Origin of the sequence: Pseudomonas sp. St386 (genome assembly GCF_018325865.1) — a bacterium.
GTDB classification, from domain to species: domain Bacteria; phylum Pseudomonadota; class Gammaproteobacteria; order Pseudomonadales; family Pseudomonadaceae; genus Aquipseudomonas; species Aquipseudomonas brassicacearum.
The window spans coordinates 36,551-55,729 of the sequence record NZ_AP021900.1; the positions used below are offsets into that span (position 1 = coordinate 36,551).

At 61.8% G+C, this 19,179-nt stretch carries 17 protein-coding genes; 10 read left to right on the forward strand and 7 right to left on the reverse strand.

Annotated elements, in window-relative coordinates:
- Positions 1-185: 185 nt before the first annotated feature.
- A complete protein-coding gene (katE, locus tag KI235_RS00170; protein ID WP_223524051.1) occupies positions 186-2,390 on the forward strand; it encodes a catalase HPII in 2,205 nt (734 codons plus the stop codon).
- A gap of 106 nt (positions 2,391-2,496) precedes the next feature.
- Here the strand turns inward: katE and KI235_RS00175 are convergent, their stop codons facing one another.
- The 4 genes from KI235_RS00175 to zur are packed head-to-tail and all read right to left on the reverse strand — an operon-like array spanning position 2,497 to position 5,293.
- Positions 2,497-3,210 carry a PA5502 family lipoprotein gene (locus KI235_RS00175; RefSeq protein WP_003196211.1) on the reverse strand — a complete coding sequence of 238 codons (714 nt, stop codon included), beginning with the start codon at positions 3,208-3,210 and terminating at the stop codon, positions 2,497-2,499.
- Between the two features lie 37 nt (positions 3,211-3,247).
- Positions 3,248-4,036 (reverse strand): zinc ABC transporter permease subunit ZnuB, encoded by a 789-nt coding sequence (znuB, locus tag KI235_RS00180; RefSeq protein ID WP_003196213.1) that lies wholly within the window; start codon positions 4,034-4,036, stop codon positions 3,248-3,250.
- Positions 4,029-4,811, reverse strand: a complete 783-nt coding sequence (gene znuC, locus KI235_RS00185) for a zinc ABC transporter ATP-binding protein ZnuC (protein ID WP_003196215.1) — start codon at positions 4,809-4,811, stop codon at positions 4,029-4,031. The genes znuB and znuC overlap by 8 nt, the downstream gene beginning before the upstream one ends.
- The gene (gene zur, locus KI235_RS00190; RefSeq protein ID WP_003196217.1) at positions 4,811-5,293 is read right to left on the reverse strand and encodes a zinc uptake transcriptional repressor Zur; all 483 of its coding nucleotides are present in this window, start codon (positions 5,291-5,293) and stop codon (positions 4,811-4,813) included. The genes znuC and zur overlap by 1 nt, the downstream gene beginning before the upstream one ends.
- A gap of 66 nt (positions 5,294-5,359) precedes the next feature.
- Here zur and znuA point away from each other — a divergent pair, with 66 nt between their 5' ends.
- Positions 5,360-6,289 (forward strand): zinc ABC transporter substrate-binding protein ZnuA, encoded by a 930-nt coding sequence (gene znuA, locus KI235_RS00195; RefSeq protein WP_212795420.1) that lies wholly within the window; start codon positions 5,360-5,362, stop codon positions 6,287-6,289.
- Between the two features lie 138 nt (positions 6,290-6,427).
- Here znuA and KI235_RS00200 read toward each other — a convergent pair whose 3' ends face one another.
- Both KI235_RS00200 and KI235_RS00205 read right to left on the reverse strand, forming a co-directional pair.
- Positions 6,428-7,378 carry a homoserine kinase gene (locus KI235_RS00200; protein ID WP_003196221.1) on the reverse strand — a complete coding sequence of 317 codons (951 nt, stop codon included), beginning with the start codon at positions 7,376-7,378 and terminating at the stop codon, positions 6,428-6,430.
- 59 nt (positions 7,379-7,437) lie between these two features.
- A complete protein-coding gene (locus tag KI235_RS00205) occupies positions 7,438-7,725 on the reverse strand; it encodes a DUF2782 domain-containing protein (protein ID WP_013691951.1) in 288 nt (95 codons plus the stop codon).
- Between the two features lie 74 nt (positions 7,726-7,799).
- Between KI235_RS00205 and polA the strand changes: the two genes are divergently transcribed.
- A complete protein-coding gene (polA, locus tag KI235_RS00210) occupies positions 7,800-10,568 on the forward strand; it encodes a DNA polymerase I (protein ID WP_038857337.1) in 2,769 nt (922 codons plus the stop codon).
- Positions 10,569-10,991: 423 nt separating this feature from the next.
- Here polA and yihA read toward each other — a convergent pair whose 3' ends face one another.
- Entirely contained in the window at positions 10,992-11,633 is a 642-nt protein-coding gene (yihA, locus tag KI235_RS00215; RefSeq protein WP_003196227.1) for a ribosome biogenesis GTP-binding protein YihA/YsxC, read from the reverse strand.
- Between the two features lie 191 nt (positions 11,634-11,824).
- Between yihA and KI235_RS00220 the strand changes: the two genes are divergently transcribed.
- From KI235_RS00220 to KI235_RS00250, 7 genes are all read left to right on the forward strand, one after another.
- Entirely contained in the window at positions 11,825-12,115 is a 291-nt protein-coding gene (locus tag KI235_RS00220; protein ID WP_003196231.1) for a c-type cytochrome, read from the forward strand.
- A 46-nt stretch (positions 12,116-12,161) separates the two neighbouring features.
- The gene (locus KI235_RS00225) at positions 12,162-12,773 is read left to right on the forward strand and encodes a c-type cytochrome (protein WP_212795421.1); all 612 of its coding nucleotides are present in this window, start codon (positions 12,162-12,164) and stop codon (positions 12,771-12,773) included.
- 198 nt (positions 12,774-12,971) lie between these two features.
- Positions 12,972-13,613: a thiol:disulfide interchange protein DsbA/DsbL gene (locus tag KI235_RS00230; RefSeq protein WP_003196235.1), complete on the forward strand. Its 642-nt coding sequence runs from the start codon at positions 12,972-12,974 to the stop codon at positions 13,611-13,613.
- A gap of 15 nt (positions 13,614-13,628) precedes the next feature.
- A complete protein-coding gene (locus tag KI235_RS00235) occupies positions 13,629-14,507 on the forward strand; it encodes an endonuclease/exonuclease/phosphatase family protein (RefSeq protein WP_003196237.1) in 879 nt (292 codons plus the stop codon).
- The gene (locus tag KI235_RS00240) at positions 14,504-16,588 is read left to right on the forward strand and encodes a GGDEF domain-containing protein (protein ID WP_027912885.1); all 2,085 of its coding nucleotides are present in this window, start codon (positions 14,504-14,506) and stop codon (positions 16,586-16,588) included. Before KI235_RS00235 ends, KI235_RS00240 begins: the two co-directional genes overlap by 4 nt.
- Positions 16,589-16,691: 103 nt before the next feature.
- Positions 16,692-17,471 carry an N-acetylmuramoyl-L-alanine amidase gene (locus KI235_RS00245; protein ID WP_003196241.1) on the forward strand — a complete coding sequence of 260 codons (780 nt, stop codon included), beginning with the start codon at positions 16,692-16,694 and terminating at the stop codon, positions 17,469-17,471.
- 75 nt (positions 17,472-17,546) lie between these two features.
- Positions 17,547-19,160: an EAL domain-containing protein gene (locus tag KI235_RS00250; RefSeq protein ID WP_003196243.1), complete on the forward strand. Its 1,614-nt coding sequence runs from the start codon at positions 17,547-17,549 to the stop codon at positions 19,158-19,160.
- Positions 19,161-19,179: the final 19 nt, after the last annotated feature.

The window sequence follows — 19,179 nt, forward strand, 5'->3', positions numbered from 1 at the left end:
GTGGGGCGCGTTGGAAAAGGGTCAGCGGTTAGCCGGGCGCGCATTTTAGCCTGTCCGTATAGAGGTTCTTAGCATTTATTTGCGATCAGACCTGTCATTTGGCAATAACGCGATCAAAGGCCATAAAAAAGGAACACGGCCAAACGGCGTCGGTCACTCATTAAGCCACTCGAAATGCCGGGGTCATGCACCTGCGGTATCGAACTCAGATTCCTGGCCACGGCGAGGAACGCAAAGAGGAGTCATGCCTGATGAGTACCAAGAAGCCCACGGTCAACAAGAGCCAACTGGCCGGGACCGACACGCTGGATCGCGGTAACACCAACGCCAAGCTCGAGAGCCTGGAACAGTTTCGCTCCGACGCCACCGAACAGGCGTTGCGCACCAACCAGGGCGTGAAGATCGCCGATAACCAGAACACCCTGCGCGCCGGCCCCCGCGGCCCTTCGTTGCTGGAAGACTTCATCATGCGTGAAAAAATCACGCACTTTGACCATGAGCGTATCCCGGAGCGCATCGTCCACGCCCGTGGGACCGGCGCCCATGGTTATTTTCAGAGCTACGATGCGCATTCGGCATTGACCAAGGCCGGTTTCCTACAAGATCCGAGCAAGAAAACCCCGGTGTTCGTGCGTTTTTCCACTGTGCAAGGCCCACGCGGCTCCGGCGACACCGTGCGGGACGTGCGTGGTTTTGCGGTGAAGTTCTTCACCGACGAAGGCAACTTCGATCTGGTGGGCAACAACATGCCGGTGTTTTTCATTCAGGACGCGGTGAAATTTCCGGACTTTGTCCACGCGGTAAAACCCGAGCCCCATAACGAAATTCCTACAGGTGGCTCGGCCCACGACACGTTCTGGGATTTTGTCTCGCTGGTGCCGGAATCGGCTCACATGGTGATCTGGGCGATGTCTGACCGGGCCATTCCAAAAAGCCTACGTGCAATGCAGGGTTTTGGTGTGCACACCTTCCGCATGATCAACGCTGAAGGCAAAAGCAGCTTCGTCAAATTCCACTGGCGCCCTACCGTCGGCACCTGCTCGTTGGTATGGGACGAAGCCCAGAAGCTGGCGGGTAAAGATACGGACTACCACCGTCGCGATCTCTGGGAGTCGATCGAGATGGGCGACTACCCGGAATGGGAGTTCGGCGTGCAGATTGTCGCCGAGGAAGACGAGCACAAGTTTGACTTCGACCTGCTCGACCCGACCAAGATCATCCCTGAAGAACTCGTGCCCATCACCCCCCTGGGCAAGATGGTGCTGAACCGCAACCCGGACAATTTCTTCGCCGAAGTCGAGCAAGTTGCGTTCTGCCCAGGGCACATCGTGCCGGGCATCGACTTTTCCAATGACCCGTTGCTGCAAGGGCGGCTGTTTTCCTACACCGATACGCAGATCAGCCGACTCGGTGGGCCGAATTTTCATGAGCTGCCGATCAACCGGGCGATCACCCCGGTACACAACGGTCAGCGTGATGCGATGCACCGCACCACCATCGACAAGGGCCGTGCGTCCTACGAGCCGAACTCCATCGACGGCGGCTGGCCGAAGGAAACCCCGCCTGGACCGGAAGACGGCGGCTTCGAAAGTTATCCAGAGCGCATCGACGCCTACAAGATCCGCCAACGCAGCGATTCGTTCGGTGATCATTTCTCCCAGGCTCGGTTGTTCTACAAGAGCATGAGCCCTCATGAGCAGGAGCACATCATCGCTGCCTACAGCTTCGAGCTGGGCAAGGTGGAGCGTGAGTTCATCCGGGCGCGGCAGGTCAATGAGATCCTCGCCAATATCGACCTGGAACTGGCCGGGCGAGTGGCGAAAAACCTCGGGTTGCCGGCGCCCACCGCTGGCACCGTCGATGTACCAACGCCATCGCTGGAGCAGTCTCCGGCCTTGAGCCAGGCGAACCTGCTGTCCGGCGACATCAAAACGCGAAAAGTGGCGGTGTTGGTGGCTAACGGTGTCGACGGGGCGATCATCGATGCGCTCAAGAAGGCCCTGAAGGCCGAGGGCGCCCACGCCAAAGTGTTGGGGCCGACCTCCGCGCCGGTAACCACGGCCGATGGGAAAACGCTGGCGGTGGATGCGTCCATGGAAGGCTTGCCGTCGATTGCCTTTGACGCGGTGTTCGTGCCCGGTGGCGCGGAGTCGATCAAGGCCTTGAGTCGCGACGGCGTGGCTTTGCATTACGTGCTGGAGGCCTACAAGCATCTGAAGGCCATTGGGCTTCATAGTGAGGCCCGGCAGTTGTTGGTGGAGTTGAAGCTGGAGGTGGATGCGGGGTTGATCGAAGATGCGGATGCGAGCGGTTTTTCGCGGTTTTTCGCGGCGATTGCTCAGCATCGGGTTTGGGCGCGGGAGCCGAAGGCCAAGGCGGTTCCAGCCTAAAGAGATTTGTTGTCTGGTAGGGCGCTATCGCGAGCAAGCTCGCTCCCACATGGGGTGTTGTAATCGACACAAAACCCCTGTGGGAGCGAGCTTGCTCGCGATGCTTTTAGGGCTTACGCGGTGTCAGCACCATCTGCGCCGGCACACTGCGCAAAATCTGCTTCTGCAGCTTCAAATCAAACCCCGGGTCCAGTTTCTTGACCCGTTTGGTCAGCAACGTCGCCAGCCACGGATAATCATCGGTGCGCGGCGCCTGGATGCTGACGTCACACTGATAATTCACCACGTCGGCGGCGATGGCGTCCAGTTGTCGACGCATTTGCTGGATATCGGCGAGGTTGAGCGCAACCGTGGTGCTGGGTGCGCTCGGGTCGATCACTTTGGCGACCGGTTTGGCTTCGGCGGCCTTGAGGTCGGCCTCGGCTTTATCCAGGTCGGCCTTGCGGGCTTCGGCAATGGCGCTGTTGACCTCGCCGGTGAGCGCCGGGGCCTTGGGCATCAAGGCTCGGGCACGGCTCAGGGCGGTGGCAGCGGCGTTGACGTCGCCTTTTTGCAGATCGATCTGGCTGCGGCGCAAATACGCCTCGGCCAGTTGCCGCTGGTAGGGTTCCAGCGAGCGGTCTTCGGGCGATTGGGCTTGCAAGGCGGCCAACTGGTCTTCGGCGGTGGCCAGCTCATTGCTGGCAAGGCTTTGCTCGAGCTGCGCGATGGCCGGGCCCCGCGTATCGGGGGCCTGGGTGACCGGCGGTGTACTCTGGCAGGCGCCCAGCAGCAGGGAAAATGCGACAAGGAGCAGATAACGGGAGGCGAACGGCTTCATTCCTGCGACTCTCTATTTGCGCAAAAAGCGAGCAAGTCTACACCCCTCGACGAGGCAGGACAAAACTCAGCAGAAACAGCGCGGCGGCGCTGACCACGATCGATGGGCCGGCCGGGGTGTCCTTGAACCAGGAAAGTGCCAGGCCGCCACACACCGCGAGCATGCCCAGCAGGCTCGCGCCCAGGGCCATCTGCTCGGGTGAGCGAGCGTGACGCTGTGCCGCAGCCGCCGGAATGATCAGCAATGAAGTGATCAGCAACACCCCGACGATTTTCATCGCCACCGCGATGACCACTGCAATCAGCAGCATCAGCGCCAGGCGCAAGCCCAGCACGGGCAGGCCTTCGACCCGGGCCAGTTCCTCGTGCACGGTGACGGCCAGCAAGGGCCGCCAGAGCGCCACCAGCAACAGCAGCACCGCCGCGCTACCGCCGAGGATCCACGACAGGTCCGTCGGACTGATCGCCAACAGGTCGCCGAACAGATAGGCCATCAGGTCAATCCGCACATCATGCATGAAGCTTAGTACCACCAGCCCGAGGGATAGGGTGCTCGGCGCCAAAATACCCAGCAGCGTGTCGGACGCCAGCGGCTGGCGGTGTTGCAAGGTCACCAGCACCACTGCCAGCAACAGGCAGCCAACGGTCACCGCCACCGCCGGGCTGACGTCCAGCAGAAATCCCAAGGCCACGCCGAGCAACGCTGCGTGGGACAAGGTGTCGCCGAAATAGGCCATGCGCCGCCAGACCACGAACGAACCCAGGGGGCCGGCTACCAGGGCGAGTGCCAAGCCTGCGAGCAGGGCGTACAACAGAAAATCAGCCATGCTTGCAGCCATCTCCATGAACATGATTGGAAGCAGAAGGGGCGCTGACCACCGAACCATGCAGGTCATGGGCGTGGTCATGGTGATGGTGATAAATCGCCAGGCTTTGTGCGTTTTTTCCGAACAATTCGACGAAGGCCGGATCGCCACTGACCTGCTCGGGATGCCCGGAACAGCAGACATGGCGATTGAGGCAGACCACCTGATCGGTGGTGCTCATCACCAGGTGCAAATCGTGGGAGACCATCAGCACGCCGCAACCGTGGCGGTCGCGCAGGCGCGTGATCAGGCTGTACAGCTCGGCCTGCCCCGCCACATCGACCCCTTGCACCGGCTCGTCGAGCACCAGCAGCTCAGGCTCGCGCAGCAGGGCGCGAGCCAGCAATACGCGCTGCATCTCGCCACCGGAGACACTTTGCACCGGGCTGTCGATCACCTGTTCGGCGCCGACTTCTTTGAGCGCGGCCAAGGCGCGGGTGCGGTCCACGCCAGGCACCAGGCGCAGGAAGCGCAGCACCGACAGTGGCAGCGTCGGGTCTACGTGGAGTTTTTGCGGCATGTAGCCGACCCGCAGCTTCGGCTTGCGCCAGACGCTGCCGCTGTCGGGCTTGAGCAAACCCAGCACGGCGCGCACCAGGGTGGTCTTGCCGGCGCCGTTGGGTCCGATCAAGGTCACGATCTGCCCCGGCTCGACGCTCAGCTGGATGTTGTCCAGCACGCTCTGCCCGGCGAACGTCACGGCCACCTGTTCGAGGCGGATCAACGCATTGCTCATCAGGCCCCCTGGCAGCCGGAGCAGAGACCGACCACTTCGACGGTCTGGGTGTCGACCACGAAACCGACCTCTTTGGCGCTGGCGATGATGGCATCGCTGATGGACTTCTGTTCCAGCTCGATGGCGGCGTGGCATTCGCGGCAGATCAGGAACTGGCCTTGGTGGGCGTGCTCCGGATGGTTGCAACCGACGAAGGCGTTCAGTGACGAAATGCGATGCACCAGGCCGTTTTCCAAGAGGAAATCCAGTGCCCGGTAGACCGTTGGCGGCGCGGCGCGGCGGCCGTCCTGCTCGCTGAGCACCGCGAGGATGTCGTAGGCGCCCAGTGGTTTGTGGCTTTGCCAGACCAATTCCAGCACACGCCGACGCAGGGCGGTCAGGCGCACCCCTTGGCGCGCGCAGATGGCGTCGGCCTCGGACAGCGCGCTGTGCACGCAGTGGGAGTGATCGTGAGGGCGACTGGCAAGGGGTGTAATAGGCATGGGCAGCGACGAGTTTAGTGAGAGACGTTATTATGTTACCCGTTCTCGCCTCTACGAGTGGTCATCGTGTCCCGATTTTTTTCGCTCTTTGTCGTTTTTGTCGCAAGTTTTCTACTGATTGGCCCGGCCCAGGCCGACGTCAAGGTGCTCACCAGCGTCAAGCCGCTGCAACTGATTGCCGCCGCCGTGCAGGACGGCGTGGCCGTTCCAGAGGTGTTGCTGCCGCCAGGGGCTTCGCCGCATCACTATGCGTTGCGGCCATCGGATGTTCGCAAGGTGCAGTCGGTGGACCTGCTGTATTGGATCGGCCCCGATATGGAGGGCTTTCTGCCGCGCGTGTTGAACGGTCGCACGCAGCCCTCCGTCGCCATCCAGGATTTGCCGGGGCTCAAGTTGCGTCATTTCGCCCAGGACAGCGCGTCCCACGAAGATGATGACCATGACGCCGATGAACACGATCACGACCATCGCCCCGGCACGGTGGATGCCCACCTGTGGCTCTCGCCGTTCAATGCGCGGGTGATTGCTGCCAAGATGGCGGCTGACCTGAGCGCGGCGGATCCGGCCAACGCGGCCCGCTATCAGAGCAACCTCAAGGGCTTCAACCAGCGCCTCGATGCCTTGGACGCACGCCTCAAGGCGCGTCTGGCCGGGGTCGCGGGCAAGCCGTATTTCGTCTTCCACGAGGCGTTCGACTATTTCGAAGACAACTACGGCCTCAAGCACGCCGGGGTGTTCGCCGTGGCCGCCGAAGTCCAGCCCGGTGCCCAGCATGTGGCGGCAATGCGCACGCGCTTGCAGGCCGTGGGCAAGACCTGCGTCTTCAGCGAACCGCCCCTGCGCCCGCGCCTGGCCGAAACCCTGGTGGCCGGGTTGCCGGTGAAGCTGGCGGAGCTCGATGCACTGGGCGGCTATACCCCGGCGACGGCGCAGGGGTATGAGCAGTTGTTGGAGAAATTGGGGAATGATCTGGCGGGGTGTCTGGAGTCGTTGTAACCCTGTGGGAGCAAAGCTTGCTCGCGACATAGGCGACTCGATTTCTGAAAGACTTCATCGCCTTCATCGCGGGCAAGCCTTGCTCCCACAGGAACAGTCGCTTACTGCTGTGGGAGCAAGACTTGTTCGCGATGCTGTTTAAAGGGCGAAAGGCAACACCGTGTGAACCGTCTGCCGCTGCGCCAAGCGCTGCTGGAACTCCATCGGATCGTGAATCAACACATCCTGCCCGGCAAAGGATTCAGCGGCGATCAACCGCGACAGCCAGAACCGCACGCACGCCACGCGCAGCATGGTCGGCCACAGTTGCGCCTCAGCGGCGGTAAACGGTCGCAGCGCCGCATAGGCGCCCAGCAGCGCTCGCGCCCTGGGGCCATCGAGCATGCCGTCGTCGTCCGAGCACCAGTCATTCAAGGCAATGGCCACGTCATACAGCATCGGCCCGGAGCAGGCGTTGTAGAAGTCGATCAGCCCGGTCAGGTGCGTGCCTTCGAACATCGCATTGTCGCGGAACAGATCGGCATGGATGTTGGCGCGCGGCAGCGCCAGGATGCCGACCTTCTGCAGGGCGATTTCATCCAGCGCCGCCTCGAGCAGCCGACGCGGCTCGGCGTCGAGGTGCGAGAGCAGCTTGGCGCCCTCCTCCTGCATCCAGTCCAGGCCGCGATCGGTCTTGCGCTTGATCATGTTGTCGCGAGTCGCCAGGTGCAGATGCGCCAGCAACTCGCCGACCTGGGCGCAGTGCTGGGCGTTGGCCTGCTTGATGTGCTTGCCGGCCAGGCGCGGTTGCAGCAGTGCCGGCTTGCCCGCCAGTTCTCGCAGCGCGACGCCGTCGGTGGTGCGCAAGGCGTAGGGCACCGGCAGGTCGGCGTCATGCAACACGTCCAGCAGTTCGATGAAGAACGGCATTTCCTGCACCGGACCGCGCTCGACCAGGGTCAGGACGAATTCGCCCTGCTCCAGGCTGATAAAGAAATTGGTGTTTTCGCTGCCGGCGGCGATCCCCTGGAAATCAAGCAGGCGGCCAAGCCCATAAGGGGCGAGAAAGGTTTCCAGCTCGGGCCGAGCCAGGGGCGTGAACACAGACATGGTTAAAACTGCCAGTACGGGCGCCCTTCAGCGGGCGCCGGTTGAAGTGCAGAGCGGTACTACCACTCAAAGATTTTCCACGAAGGGATCAGCATATCCGGCTGGTCCGAGCGGATGAAGTTTGCATCAGTGCCATCGGCGCGTACCAGGAAATAAGGCTTGCCGTGCTTGGGCGTGACCTTGATCGCGTACAAAAATCCGTTTTGCCGATACTCCTGAATGGTTTTATCTCCTTCGGTCCGGATGGTGACGTCCGGGTCCGCCGAGGGGGCGTCATCCGCCGCCATGACGGCCAACGGGGTGATTGCAAACAAGCCAGCCAGTAACAGGCGATTTAGTGTACGCATGATAACCTTGTCCCTTTGTCGTCAACGGTCCCGCTATTCTAGCCCCGGACCCGCCGAAAAGGTTGATCCTGCTCATGAGCCAAGCCCCCCTCGTCCTGGTGGACGGTTCTTCTTATCTGTACCGCGCCTTTCACGCGCTGCCACCGCTGACCACGTCCAAAGGCCTGCCGACCGGTGCGGTCAAGGGCGTACTGAACATGCTCAAGAGCCTGCGCAAGCAGTATCCAGACAGTCCGTTCGCCGTGGTCTTCGACGCCAAGGGTGGGACTTTTCGCGATGCGCTGTACGCCGAATACAAGGCCAACCGCCCGAGCATGCCCGACGACATGCGCGTGCAGATCGAGCCGTTGCATGCCAGCGTCAAGGCCCTGGGCTTCCCGCTGCTATGCGTGGACAACGTCGAAGCCGATGACGTGATCGGCACCCTGGCCCGCAGCAGCGCGGCGGCCGACCGTCCGGTGGTGATCTCCACTGGCGACAAGGACATGGCGCAGTTGGTCGACGGGCACATTACCTTGGTCAATACCATGACCGGTAGCGCCCTGGACGTGGCTGGCGTGAAGGAGAAGTTTGGCGTCGCTCCCGAGCAGATCATCGATTACCTGGCGTTGATGGGCGATTCTTCCGACAACATCCCGGGCGTTCCGGGTATCGGACCGAAGACCGCTTCCGGCCTGCTGGTGGGCGTCAATGGCGGCCTGACCGAGCTGTATGCGCAACTGGACATCGTCGCCACCTTGCCGATCCGTGGCGCCAAGACCCTGGCCGCCAAGCTCGAAGAGCACAAGGAAATGGCGTTGCTTTCCTACGAGCTGGCGACCATCAAGACCGACGTACCGCTGGATGTCGGCCTCGACGACCTGCAAATGGGCACGCCCGATCACGAGAAACTCGCCGAGCTGTACACGCTGCTGGAATTCAAGAGCTGGTTCGAAGAGAACCAGCGGGACGCCAAGCGTGCCGGCCAGGAGATCGTCGAAGTTGCCGAAGAACAGCCCGGCGCTGCCGAGGCCAAGTACGAGGTCATCCTCGATCAGGCGCGCTTCGACGCGTGGCTGGCCAAACTGGACAAAGCGCCGCTGTTTGCCTTCGTCACCGAAACCAACGGCGGCGATGCCCAGCATTCGCAACTCGTCGGTTTGTCGTTCGCCGTGGCCCCTTTCGAGGCGGCTTACATCCCGCTGACCCACTCCTACATGGGCGTGCCGGAGCAACTGGACCGCGACACGGTGCTCAAGGCGCTCAAGCCGCTGCTGGAAAACCCGAACAAGCTCAAGGTCGGCCAGCACGCCAAGTTCGAAACCAACATCCTGGCCAACTGCGCCATCGGTGGCGACCAGAACAACGGCATCCTGGTCCAGGGCATCGCCTTCGACACCATGCTTGAATCCTACGTGCTGGACTCCACCGCGACCCGCCACGACATGGACAGCCTGGCGCTCAAGTACCTGGGCCAAAGCAAGACCGATTTCCAGGACATTGCGGGCAAAGGGGTCAAACAGCTGACTTTCGACCAGATCTCCCTGGAACTGGCCGGCCCTTACGCCGCCGAAGACGCCGACGTGACCTTCCGCCTGCATCAGGCTTTGCAGGAAAAGCTGGCCGCCACGCCAAGCCTGGGCACGGTGCTCAACGACATCGAAATGCCGCTGATGCCGGTCCTGGCGCGCATCGAGCGCCAGGGGGCTTTGGTCGATGCCAACCTGCTGGGTGTGCAGAGTGTCGAGTTGGGCGAGAAACTGGTGGCGCTGGAGCGTGAGGCGTTTGCCATCGCCGGCGAGGAATTCAACCTGGGCTCGCCGAAGCAATTGGGTGTGATCCTGTATGAAAAGCTCGGCTTGCCGGTGCTCAGCAAAACCGCCAAGGGCCAGGCGTCCACCGCCGAAGCGGTGCTCGCCGAGCTGGCAGAGCAGGATTACCCGCTGCCCAAGGTGCTGATGCAGTACCGCTCGCTGAGCAAGCTCAAGAGCACCTACACCGATCGCCTGCCGGAGCAGATCAACAGCCGCACGGGCCGCGTCCATACCAATTATCAACAGGCCGTCGCCGCGACCGGGCGCCTGTCGTCCATCGACCCGAACCTGCAGAACATTCCGATCCGCACGGCCGAAGGCCGACGCATCCGCCAGGCGTTCGTTGCGCCGAAAGGCTACAAGCTGCTGGCGGCGGACTACTCGCAGATCGAACTGCGGATCATGGCGCACCTGGCCAAGGACGAAGGCCTGCTTTATGCGTTTCGCCATAACCTGGATGTGCACCGGGCCACCGCTGCCGAGGTGTTCGGCGTTGAGCTGGAAGCCGTCACCCTGGACCAGCGCCGCAGCGCCAAGGCGATCAACTTCGGCTTGATCTACGGCATGAGCGCGTTCGGCCTGGCCAAGCAGATCGGCGTCGATCGCAAGCAGTCCCAGGCTTACATCGACCGCTACTTCGCCCGCTACCCGGGTGTGCTGGCGTACATGGAACGCACCCGCGCCCAGGCGGCCGAGCAAGGTTTTGTCGAAACCATTTTCGGTCGCCGGTTGTACCTGCCGGACATCAACGCGAAAAATCCGGCCCTGCGCAAAGGCGCCGAGCGCACGGCCATCAATGCGCCGATGCAGGGCACGGCGGCTGACATCATCAAGAAAGCCATGGTGGCTGTGGACCGCTGGCTGACAACGTCCGGGCTGGATGCGAAGGTCATCCTGCAGGTACACGACGAACTGGTGCTGGAAGTGCGTGAAGACCTGGTCGACCAGGTACGCGACGAAATCCGCCAGCACATGAGCGCCGCCGCCACGCTGGACGTGCCGCTGCTGGTGGAAGTGGGCGTGGGCAATAACTGGGACGAGGCGCACTGATTCCCTAGCACAGGGAATTGGTGTCGGCTGATAGGGCTGCGGGGAATGGACGATTGTCATCGCGAGCGAGCTCGCTCCCACGCGGGTTTTGTGTCGAGCCGGATATCGAGCTCAACACCCTGTGGGAGCGAGCTTGCTCGCGATGGCGTCAGCCCAGCCAACCCATGCCACACCGAGTCACCGAAAATCCAGGCACGGCTTCATTAGCTCTGAAGATTCCTACAGTTATTTCCAAAAATAATCTGAACTAAACCCGTGAATTGCCACTCAGAGATTTTGAAAGGCTGGTGAAGCCCTTCAATGCTCCTATGTTGTGTTAAGTGTTGGCAGATATCTGGACCCCGCCCTAGCGGTCCGGAACTTGGACCCCGAACTTCCCCCTCCCCATAAGAAGTCCGGGGTTTTTTTTGCCTGCGATTTGGCTTATTCGGCCTCTTCGCTGCCCTTGTCCGCCAATTCCATCCAGTCGGCCAGCACCGTGTAGGCTTCTTCCAGGCCCATGCGCTTGGGCGCCGAGAACAGCTGGATGGTGATCGCGTCGCCCCAGCCCTTGCGAATTTCCGACTGCACCTTGAGCAAGGTATTTTTGGCCGCGCCGTAGGTGAGCTTGTCGGCCTTGGTCAACAGGATGTGCATCGGCATGCCGCTGGCGACCGCCCAATCGAGCATCAACAGGTCGAAGTCGGTCATCGGATGGCGAATGTCCATCATCAGGATCAGGCCTTTCAAACTTTCGCGGCTGCCCAGGTAGGCTTCCAGGTGACGCTGCCAGTGTTGCTTGAGCGGGATCGGTACCTTGGCGTAGCCGTAGCCGGGCAGGTCGACCAAACGCCGTTCATCGTCTAGCTTGAAGAAGTTCAAGAGCTGCGTGCGACCGGGGGTTTTCGAGGTGCGTGCCAGGCTTGCGTGGGTCAAGGTGTTCAGCGCGCTGGATTTGCCGGCATTGGAACGCCCGGCAAAAGCCACTTCGAAGCCTTCGTCGTCTGGGCATTGATCGACTTTGGCGGCGCTGAGCATGAAGGTGGACTGTTGGCACAGGCCGAGGATGGGGTTCTTCAGTTGCATGGGATTTCCGATGTGGGCGGCGTCGGGAATGGACGCGGCAAGCTGTGTCGTTTCCGTTTCAGTGACGCCAGTATATAATGCCGCAGATTTTGTGTGCGCTTTGTCCCAGCGTAGGATGAAGTTCACGGGAGCGACCGACCGAAATTGCGCGTTAGAACGCAGCTCGTTCCCAACCCTGAAAAGGTCGTTTTATGACGAAATGGCTGCTAGCTGCCGGTGTCTTGATGCCGCTTTACAGCGCTCAGGCTACACAGGATCCGGAAGCTGTGTACAACCGTGTTTGTGGTGCCTGTCATTCCGGCCAACTCCCCATGGCGCCCCGCAAGGGCGATCAGGAAGCTTGGACGCCGAGGTTGGCGAAAGGTATGGAGACGCTGGTGCAACACGTGACCCAGGGTTTCAAGGCGATGCCGCCGCGTGGTTTGTGCATGGACTGCAGTGCCGAGGATTACCGAGCCATCATCCAGTGGATGAGCGAGTGAACCCGGTCCATAACTCTTTAACCCTTAGCCGTAGTTGGATTAGCTGATGAACAAACTGATCGTGAGTCTGCTGTTGACCTTGGGGATATCCGGCGTAGCCCACGCCGCTGGCGATGCCGCTGCCGGTCAGGCGAAGACGGCCGTATGCGGAGCCTGCCACGGCCCGGATGGCAATAGCATGGCGCCCAACTTTCCGAAACTGGCGGGCCAGGGCGAACGTTACCTTAACAAGCAACTGCACGACATCAAGTCCGGCAAGCGCACGGTGCTGGAAATGACCGGCCTGCTGACCAACCTGAGCGATGAGGACCTGGCTGATATCTCCGCCTACTTCGCCAGCCAGAAAGGCAGCGTTGGCGCCGCCGATCCCAAGCTCGTGGCCCGTGGTGAAGCGCTCTTTCGCGGTGGCAACCTGGACAAAGGGCTTCCAGCCTGCACCGGCTGCCACTCGCCTGACGGCAAAGGCAACGCTGCAGCCGGCTTCCCGCACTTGGGCGGCCAGCATGCCCAGTACGTAGGCAAGCAGCTGACCGACTTCCGCAAAGAAGACGGTGGCCGGACCAACGACGGCGATACCAAGCCGATGCAGAGCATTGCGAAAAAGCTGAGCGACGAAGATATCGCCGCGGTATCCAGCTACATCCAGGGCCTGCACTGAGGCCTTTGGCTGGCGTTGCGAGGGGCGTACATCCCTTGCAACGTTAACGCTCGATTAATCTGTCGATGCGAGCATCAAAAGGGTGGCTTTGGCCGCCCTTTTTTGTGGCCGCTGCCGTTACACTAGAGAACTTGAACCCGCCACGGTCTGTCTTAGAAACAGGTCCTGCGAGGCCCCCTCATTGTCCAGGAGTAAAGCATGCGTAATCTGATCATCAGCGCCGCGCTCGTCGCCGCCAGCCTGTTCGGCGTAACTGCCCAAGCCGCTGAAAAGCCCGCCGCACCCTATGTCGAATTGACCAACCCCGTTCCGGTGGCGGCACCTGGCAAGATCGAAGTCGTGGAGCTGTTCTGGTACGGCTGCCCGCATTGCTACGCTTTCGAGCCGGTCATCAACCCATGGGTCGAGAAGCTGCCGTCAGACGTTAACTTCGTACGCATTCCTGCCATGTTCGGCGGCCCATGGGACGCCCACGGCCAGATGTTCCTGACCCTCGAATCCATGGGCGTCGAGCACAAGGTTCACGCGGCGGTATTCAACGCGATCCAGAAAGAAGGCAAGAAGCTGGTCAAGAAAGAAGAGATGGCGGATTTCCTCGCCACCCAGGGTGTCGACAAGGACAAGTTCCTGGCGACCTTCGACTCCTTCGCCATCAAGGGCCAGATCAACAAGGCCAAGGAACTGGCGAAGAAATACGAAATCACTGGCGTACCGACCATGATCGTCAACGGCAAATACCGCTTTGACATCGGCTCCGCCGGTGGCGCAAATGAAGCGCTGCAGCTGGCCGACCAGCTGATCGCCAAAGAGCGAGCGGCCACCAAGGCTGCTGCCAACTAAGCGCGGCCCACGCCCATGGCCCGCTGGAGCACCGAACGCATCGTTGGCCTGCATGAGCCGCGGGTCAACGAGCATCATGTCATGTCCACGGGCTTGCCTGGCGACAGCCGCTTGCGGCTGCTCAGTTTCAATATCCAGGTGGGTATCAGCACCGAGCGCTACCGGCATTACCTGACTCGCGGCTGGCAACATTTGCTGCCGCACACCGGGCGTGCCGGTAACCTGCAGAAAATCGGCGACCTGCTCAAGGACTTCGACCTGGTGGCCCTGCAAGAGGCCGACGGCGGAAGCTTGCGCTCAGGCTACGTCAACCAGGTGGAACACCTGGCCCAATTGGGCGCCTTTCCCTACTGGTACCAGCAACTCAATCGCAACCTCGGACGTCTCGGCCAACACAGCAATGGTGTGTTGAGCCGCTTGCGCCCGTGGGCGATCGAAGACCATCCGCTGCCGGGCCCCAAGGGCCGCGGGGCGATCCTCGCGCGTTTCGGCGAAGGTCCCGAGGCGCTGGTCGTGGTCATGATGCACCTGGCGCTCGGAGCGCGTACCCGGACGATGCAACTGGCGTACATTCGCGAGCTGATCGGCGGCTACAAGCACCAGGTGCTGATGGGCGACATGAACACCCATGCCACCGATTTGCTGCAGACTTCGCCCCTGCGCGATCTCGGCCTGCTCGCCCCACAACTGGAAGCGACATTCCCCAGCTGGCGCCCCCAGCGCTGCCTGGACCATATCCTGTTGAGCCCGACCCTGACCCTCGAACGCGTCGAGGTGCTGGCCCAACCCATTTCCGATCACCTGCCGGTCGCGGTAGAAATTCGTTTGCCAGGTTCGCTCACGGCCGATGCATTCCCCGCGCTGAGTCCTGCCCCTCGCGGATCCGATGAATGAGCGACGACGCTGAACGCTGGAGAGAGAAGTACCTCAAGAGTATCGAACAGCAGGAAAAGCTTGAGCGCCGTTGGGAGGCTCGGCTCGACTTGCTGCGTCGTGGCCTGGTGCGCAGCACCCTGGCCGCCGAGGGCACTGACCGGGCTGTCGATCAATGCATGAAAGAGATGCGCGAGGTGGTGCGCACCAATGACATGGATGCCGGCCTCGCTGCCCTGCTGCCGCGCCTGGAGAAAGCCGTACTCGATTCCGAACAGCGCCGCGAAACCCGGGTCGAACAGACGAGCACCGCGTTGATCGCCCTGGTTGCCCAGTTGCAGAGCCTGCCGCTGCCCAAAGAAGTCAGCCGGTCGCTGAAGAAGTTTGCCAAGCAACTGGAGGATCGGGCCGGCCAGGCCCGGGAGATTCCGCTGTTGCTCAGCGAATTGAGCGGTTTGCAAGGCAAGGCACTCAGTGCCCTGGATGCCCCTGTCGAACCGAGTCGCCCCGGCCTGCTGCAACGGCTGTTTGGTGGCCAAGGCCATGAGGACGCGGCGCCACGGCCCCACGAGCCTGCCCAGGCCAGCGTGGCACCTGCGTCGGAAACTGCCCTGCCCGTAGCCGTGGCGCCGGCCATGGCCGCAGAATCCGTCGCACCAGCACCAGCACCAGCACCAGCACCAGCACCAGCACCAGCACCGCAGCCATCGGTGGCGGAGCAAGCGCCAGCGTTGGAGACGACGCCCGAACCGGTTGCCCTGACTGCGCCGCAGCTCGAGATCGCTCCAGCACCCGCTCCAACACCTGCAGCCGAAGTGGTTCAGCCCGCCATTGAACCGGACGACCAGGCGACCGAGCCCGCGCCGCCGCCGACGCCGGTCGCCGAAGAACGCCCGGTTGTGGCACCCGCACTCGAGAATCCCGACGAGCTGATGCCCGAGGAGCCTACCCAGGCCCTGCCCGCCCCCTCGTTGCCGCCTGCGGAGCTCGACGAGCCCCTGGAAGGCGTCGATGTGGCTGACGCCCAATACGCCCTGCCCGACTCGCCGGAGCCGTCCTACAGCTCGGTCGCCAAGCATATCGAAGACACGCTGTTGGGCCTCTTGGGCGACCTGACCTTGCCCGAGCGTCATCGACCACAAGCCGAAGCCATGTGTGAGCGTCTGCGCAATGGCTTGAACTGGTACGAATTGCTGCCGATCCTCGATGATCTGGCCGTGCTGATGCTGGCCATCACGGACACCGGCCAGCATGAATTCGAAGCGTACCTGCAGCGCCTCAACGATCGGCTCGAGTCATTCCAGAGCAGCCTGCAGGCCGCCAGTGAAGACCACGCCGAAAACCTGTCGGCCTCCAGGGAAATGGACACCCAGATTCGTGAACAGGTGGACGGCCTGCAAAGCAGCGTGAAGGAAGCCGATGACCTGGAAAGCCTCAAGCAGGTGCTCGAGAATCACCTCGAAGGCTTGCTCGGTACGATGGACCACCACCGCCAGCAACGTGATCAACGCGAGCAGGAGGTTTCGACCCGCCTGAAAAGCCTGGCCGATCGCGTTGCGCTGATGGAGCAGGATGCCCAGGTCGTGCGGGAGAATCTCGAGGAGCAGCGGCAAAAAGCCCTGATCGACCCGCTCACCGGGCTGCCCAACCGCGCCGCCTGGTCCGAGCGCCTGGAGCATGAAGTCGCCCAGTGGCAGCAACACGGCAACAGCTTGCTGCTGGCCATGCTCGATCTCGATCATTTCAAGCGCATCAATGACAACTATGGCCATCTGGCCGGTGACCGGGTGTTGAAACTCATCGCCTCGGTCCTGCGTAAACGCCTGCGTGGCGGCGATTTCATTGCGCGTTTTGGTGGCGAGGAGTTTGTTCTGCTGGTGCCCAACACTCCCCTGGTGGCCGGCGCCAAGCTGGCCGAGGCGCTGCGCCTGGCCATCGAAGCCTGTCCGTTTCATTTCAAGGGCGAGCCGGTGACGGTGACGGTATCCATTGGCCTGACCGCCTTCAAACCTGGCGAACATAGCGATTTGGTGCTTAAAAGAGCCGATCAGGCGCTTTATCGGGCAAAAAATTCCGGGCGCAACCATGTGGAATTGGGCTAAGGGCTAATTGTTCCAATTTGTTTAATATCGCCGCGCGCACCGGATCATCGCGAGGCAATACGTTACACTGTTGCATTACTCCCAGTGCGTATTGCCTTCCGCCATGAAATTTTTCTCGCTCATTGTTTCTTTATTTATCCTGGCCGGCTGCACCAGCGGCCCGCGGCTCGACACCAGTCACCCCTCCGTCAACCATGACAACCGCATCCAATTCGTGGTGGTGCATTACACCTCGGCTTCCCTGGAGCGCTCACTGGCCCTGCTGACCCATGGCGAAGTCAGTGCCCATTACCTGATCGGCGACGATAAAGGCGCGACCATCTACAAACTGGTGGATGAAGGCAGACGCGCCTGGCACGCCGGGGAAAGTGAGTGGGAAGGCCGGACCTGGCTCAATTCCAGCTCCATCGGCATCGAAATCGTCAATCCGGGTTTTGTCGACACACCCACCGGGCGCCTCTGGTATCCCTACAGCGAAGCCCAGGTCCAGGCCTTGATCGTATTGCTCAAGGACATCATCCAGCGCAACGGCATCAACCCGCGCAGCATCATCGGCCACAGCGACATCGCGCCTCTACGCAAGCTCGATCCGGGCCCGCTGTTCCCTTGGAAGCGCCTGGCGCAAGCTGGTTTAGGAGTCTGGCCAGACGAACAGGCCGTCGCCCGCCAGCAGGCCGTCTTCGCGCCACAGCTGCCGCCTGCCAGTTGGTTCCAGGCCGAGCTGGCCCGCCTGGGTTACCCAACGCCCCAGACCGGCGAGTGGGACGTGGCCACCCACCATGTGCTGGCCGCCTTCCAGATGCACTACCGACCGACCCGCTTCGATGGCATGCCGGATGCGCAAAGCGCGGCGATCCTGCAGGTGCTCAACCAGACAAAATAATGACGCCCGTCTGACGAATCGGGCCAAATCCAAATCAGAAGCTATAACTCATTGGTAACTTTCGGATTACCCATGATGACGGCTGCCCGCGAAACCCTCCACAGCTGGCTCCATCGCCCCGTTTTCCTGGCGATGGTGGCTACTGCCCTAAGTACCGTCCTGCTGCTGGCGGGGAGTCTGCTCGTGGTCGTGCAGCAGATCCAGCAGCGCGAAAGCGACCAGATGAATGCCCAGGGCGAGCGCTTTCTGCAGCGCCTGGAACAGCTTTTCGGGCAACTGCGTGAAAGCCTCGACGACCTGCAAAACCAGCCGTTGCGCGGATGCAACGACGACATGATCGCTACATTGCAACAGGTCAGCTTCAACTACCGTTTTGTCTACGAGGCGGTGTATATCGATGGCAGCGGCGTCTGCTCCAATCGTCCACGCCAGAGCGGCTTGTCAGTGACCCGCCCGCCCGACATCCGCGGGCCGACCTACAATTACTGGCTCAACACCACCACAGAGCCCGACGAAGACCGCGCCGCCTTGATGCTGGGCCGCGGCAACTTTCGGGTGGCCACGTCCCGCGGGCATTTGACCGATGTGGTCGATTTACCACCGGGCAGCAGCCTGCTGGTGGTCCTGGATAACGGTAAACGGGCCATTCCCGTGCTCGGGACGGACCAACACTGGCCGCCGGTCGAGCCTTGGCCACCGAAAAGCCACAATGCCTTGCAAGTGACGCAGAACCGGCTGATCTATCGGATGCCGACCGACAGCCCGGTCTATCAACTGGTGCTGATCGCCCCGCGCAAGGGTTTTCAGGTTCCGGCCAATGCCTGGTGGATGCTGCCCATCAGCCTGATGCTGGGCTTGGGGATTGGTTTCCAGGTGTTTCTGCTGGCGCGCCAGCGCCAGTCCATGGACGCTGAACTGCACGGGGCCATCCGGCGTGGTGAATTGCAGGTGCTTTACCAGCCGATTTTCGACCTGAGCAGCCGCAACTGTGTCGGGGCGGAGGCCTTGCTGCGCTGGCGACGACCGGACGGCACCCTGACCAGCCCGGACTTGTTTATCCCGATGGCCGAGAACACCGGGCAGATTCGCCAGATCACCGATTTCGTGCTGCAGCGGCTGTTCGATCAATTGGGCCAGGTGTTGCGGGCCAATCCGCAGCTGTATATCTCGGTGAATCTGGCGGCCTGCGATGTGATGGTGCCGCGTATTGGCGAAGTGATCGCCCGCCTGCTGGCGCTGCATCGCGTGTCGGCGCACCAGATTGCCTTCGAAGTGACCGAGCGTGGGCTGGTCGATGTGTTGGTCGCCCGGGATAACCTGCAATCGCTGCGCGACGTCGGGCACCAAGTGTTGATCGACGATTTCGGCACCGGTTATTGCAGCCTGGCCTACCTGCAAACCCTGCCGGTGGACTGCCTGAAAATCGACAAGGCCTTCATCGATGCCTTGGGCCACGATGCCGCCAGCAGCGGTGTGGCCCCGCACATCATTCGCATGGCCCATGCGCTGCAACTCAAGGTGATAGCCGAAGGCATCGAGCATGAAGCCCAGGCTTCCTATTTGAGCAGCGAAGGGGTGAGGTTCGGCCAGGGCTGGCTGTTCGCCCATGCCCTCAGCGCGGTTCAGCTCATTGAACTGATTACCCGTGGCCGGCGCCTGCGTGGCCGCCGTCTTGATGATGAAGCCTGAGTCTGCTCAGGCCATGAGC

What these genes read in the sequence shown, in the direction of transcription:
- KI235_RS00225 (WP_212795421.1), top strand. Translation starts at nt 12,162, where the DNA reads ATGAACAAACTGATCGTGAGTCTGCTGTTGACCTTGGGGATATCCGGC.
- yihA (WP_003196227.1), bottom strand. Translation starts at nt 11,633, where the DNA reads ATGCAACTGAAGAACCCCATCCTCGGCCTGTGCCAACAGTCCACCTTC.
- KI235_RS00230 (WP_003196235.1), top strand. Translation starts at nt 12,972, where the DNA reads ATGCGTAATCTGATCATCAGCGCCGCGCTCGTCGCCGCCAGCCTGTTC.
- KI235_RS00175 (WP_003196211.1), bottom strand. Translation starts at nt 3,210, where the DNA reads ATGAAGCCGTTCGCCTCCCGTTATCTGCTCCTTGTCGCATTTTCCCTG.
- katE (WP_223524051.1), top strand. Translation starts at nt 186, where the DNA reads ATGCACCTGCGGTATCGAACTCAGATTCCTGGCCACGGCGAGGAACGC.
- KI235_RS00220 (WP_003196231.1), top strand. Translation starts at nt 11,825, where the DNA reads ATGACGAAATGGCTGCTAGCTGCCGGTGTCTTGATGCCGCTTTACAGC.
- znuB (WP_003196213.1), bottom strand. Translation starts at nt 4,036, where the DNA reads ATGGCTGATTTTCTGTTGTACGCCCTGCTCGCAGGCTTGGCACTCGCC.
- KI235_RS00200 (WP_003196221.1), bottom strand. Translation starts at nt 7,378, where the DNA reads ATGTCTGTGTTCACGCCCCTGGCTCGGCCCGAGCTGGAAACCTTTCTC.
- KI235_RS00235 (WP_003196237.1), top strand. Translation starts at nt 13,629, where the DNA reads ATGGCCCGCTGGAGCACCGAACGCATCGTTGGCCTGCATGAGCCGCGG.
- zur (WP_003196217.1), bottom strand. Translation starts at nt 5,293, where the DNA reads ATGCCTATTACACCCCTTGCCAGTCGCCCTCACGATCACTCCCACTGC.
- KI235_RS00240 (WP_027912885.1), top strand. Translation starts at nt 14,504, where the DNA reads ATGAGCGACGACGCTGAACGCTGGAGAGAGAAGTACCTCAAGAGTATC.
- polA (WP_038857337.1), top strand. Translation starts at nt 7,800, where the DNA reads ATGAGCCAAGCCCCCCTCGTCCTGGTGGACGGTTCTTCTTATCTGTAC.
- KI235_RS00250 (WP_003196243.1), top strand. Translation starts at nt 17,547, where the DNA reads ATGACGGCTGCCCGCGAAACCCTCCACAGCTGGCTCCATCGCCCCGTT.
- KI235_RS00245 (WP_003196241.1), top strand. Translation starts at nt 16,692, where the DNA reads ATGAAATTTTTCTCGCTCATTGTTTCTTTATTTATCCTGGCCGGCTGC.
- KI235_RS00205 (WP_013691951.1), bottom strand. Translation starts at nt 7,725, where the DNA reads ATGCGTACACTAAATCGCCTGTTACTGGCTGGCTTGTTTGCAATCACC.
- znuC (WP_003196215.1), bottom strand. Translation starts at nt 4,811, where the DNA reads ATGAGCAATGCGTTGATCCGCCTCGAACAGGTGGCCGTGACGTTCGCC.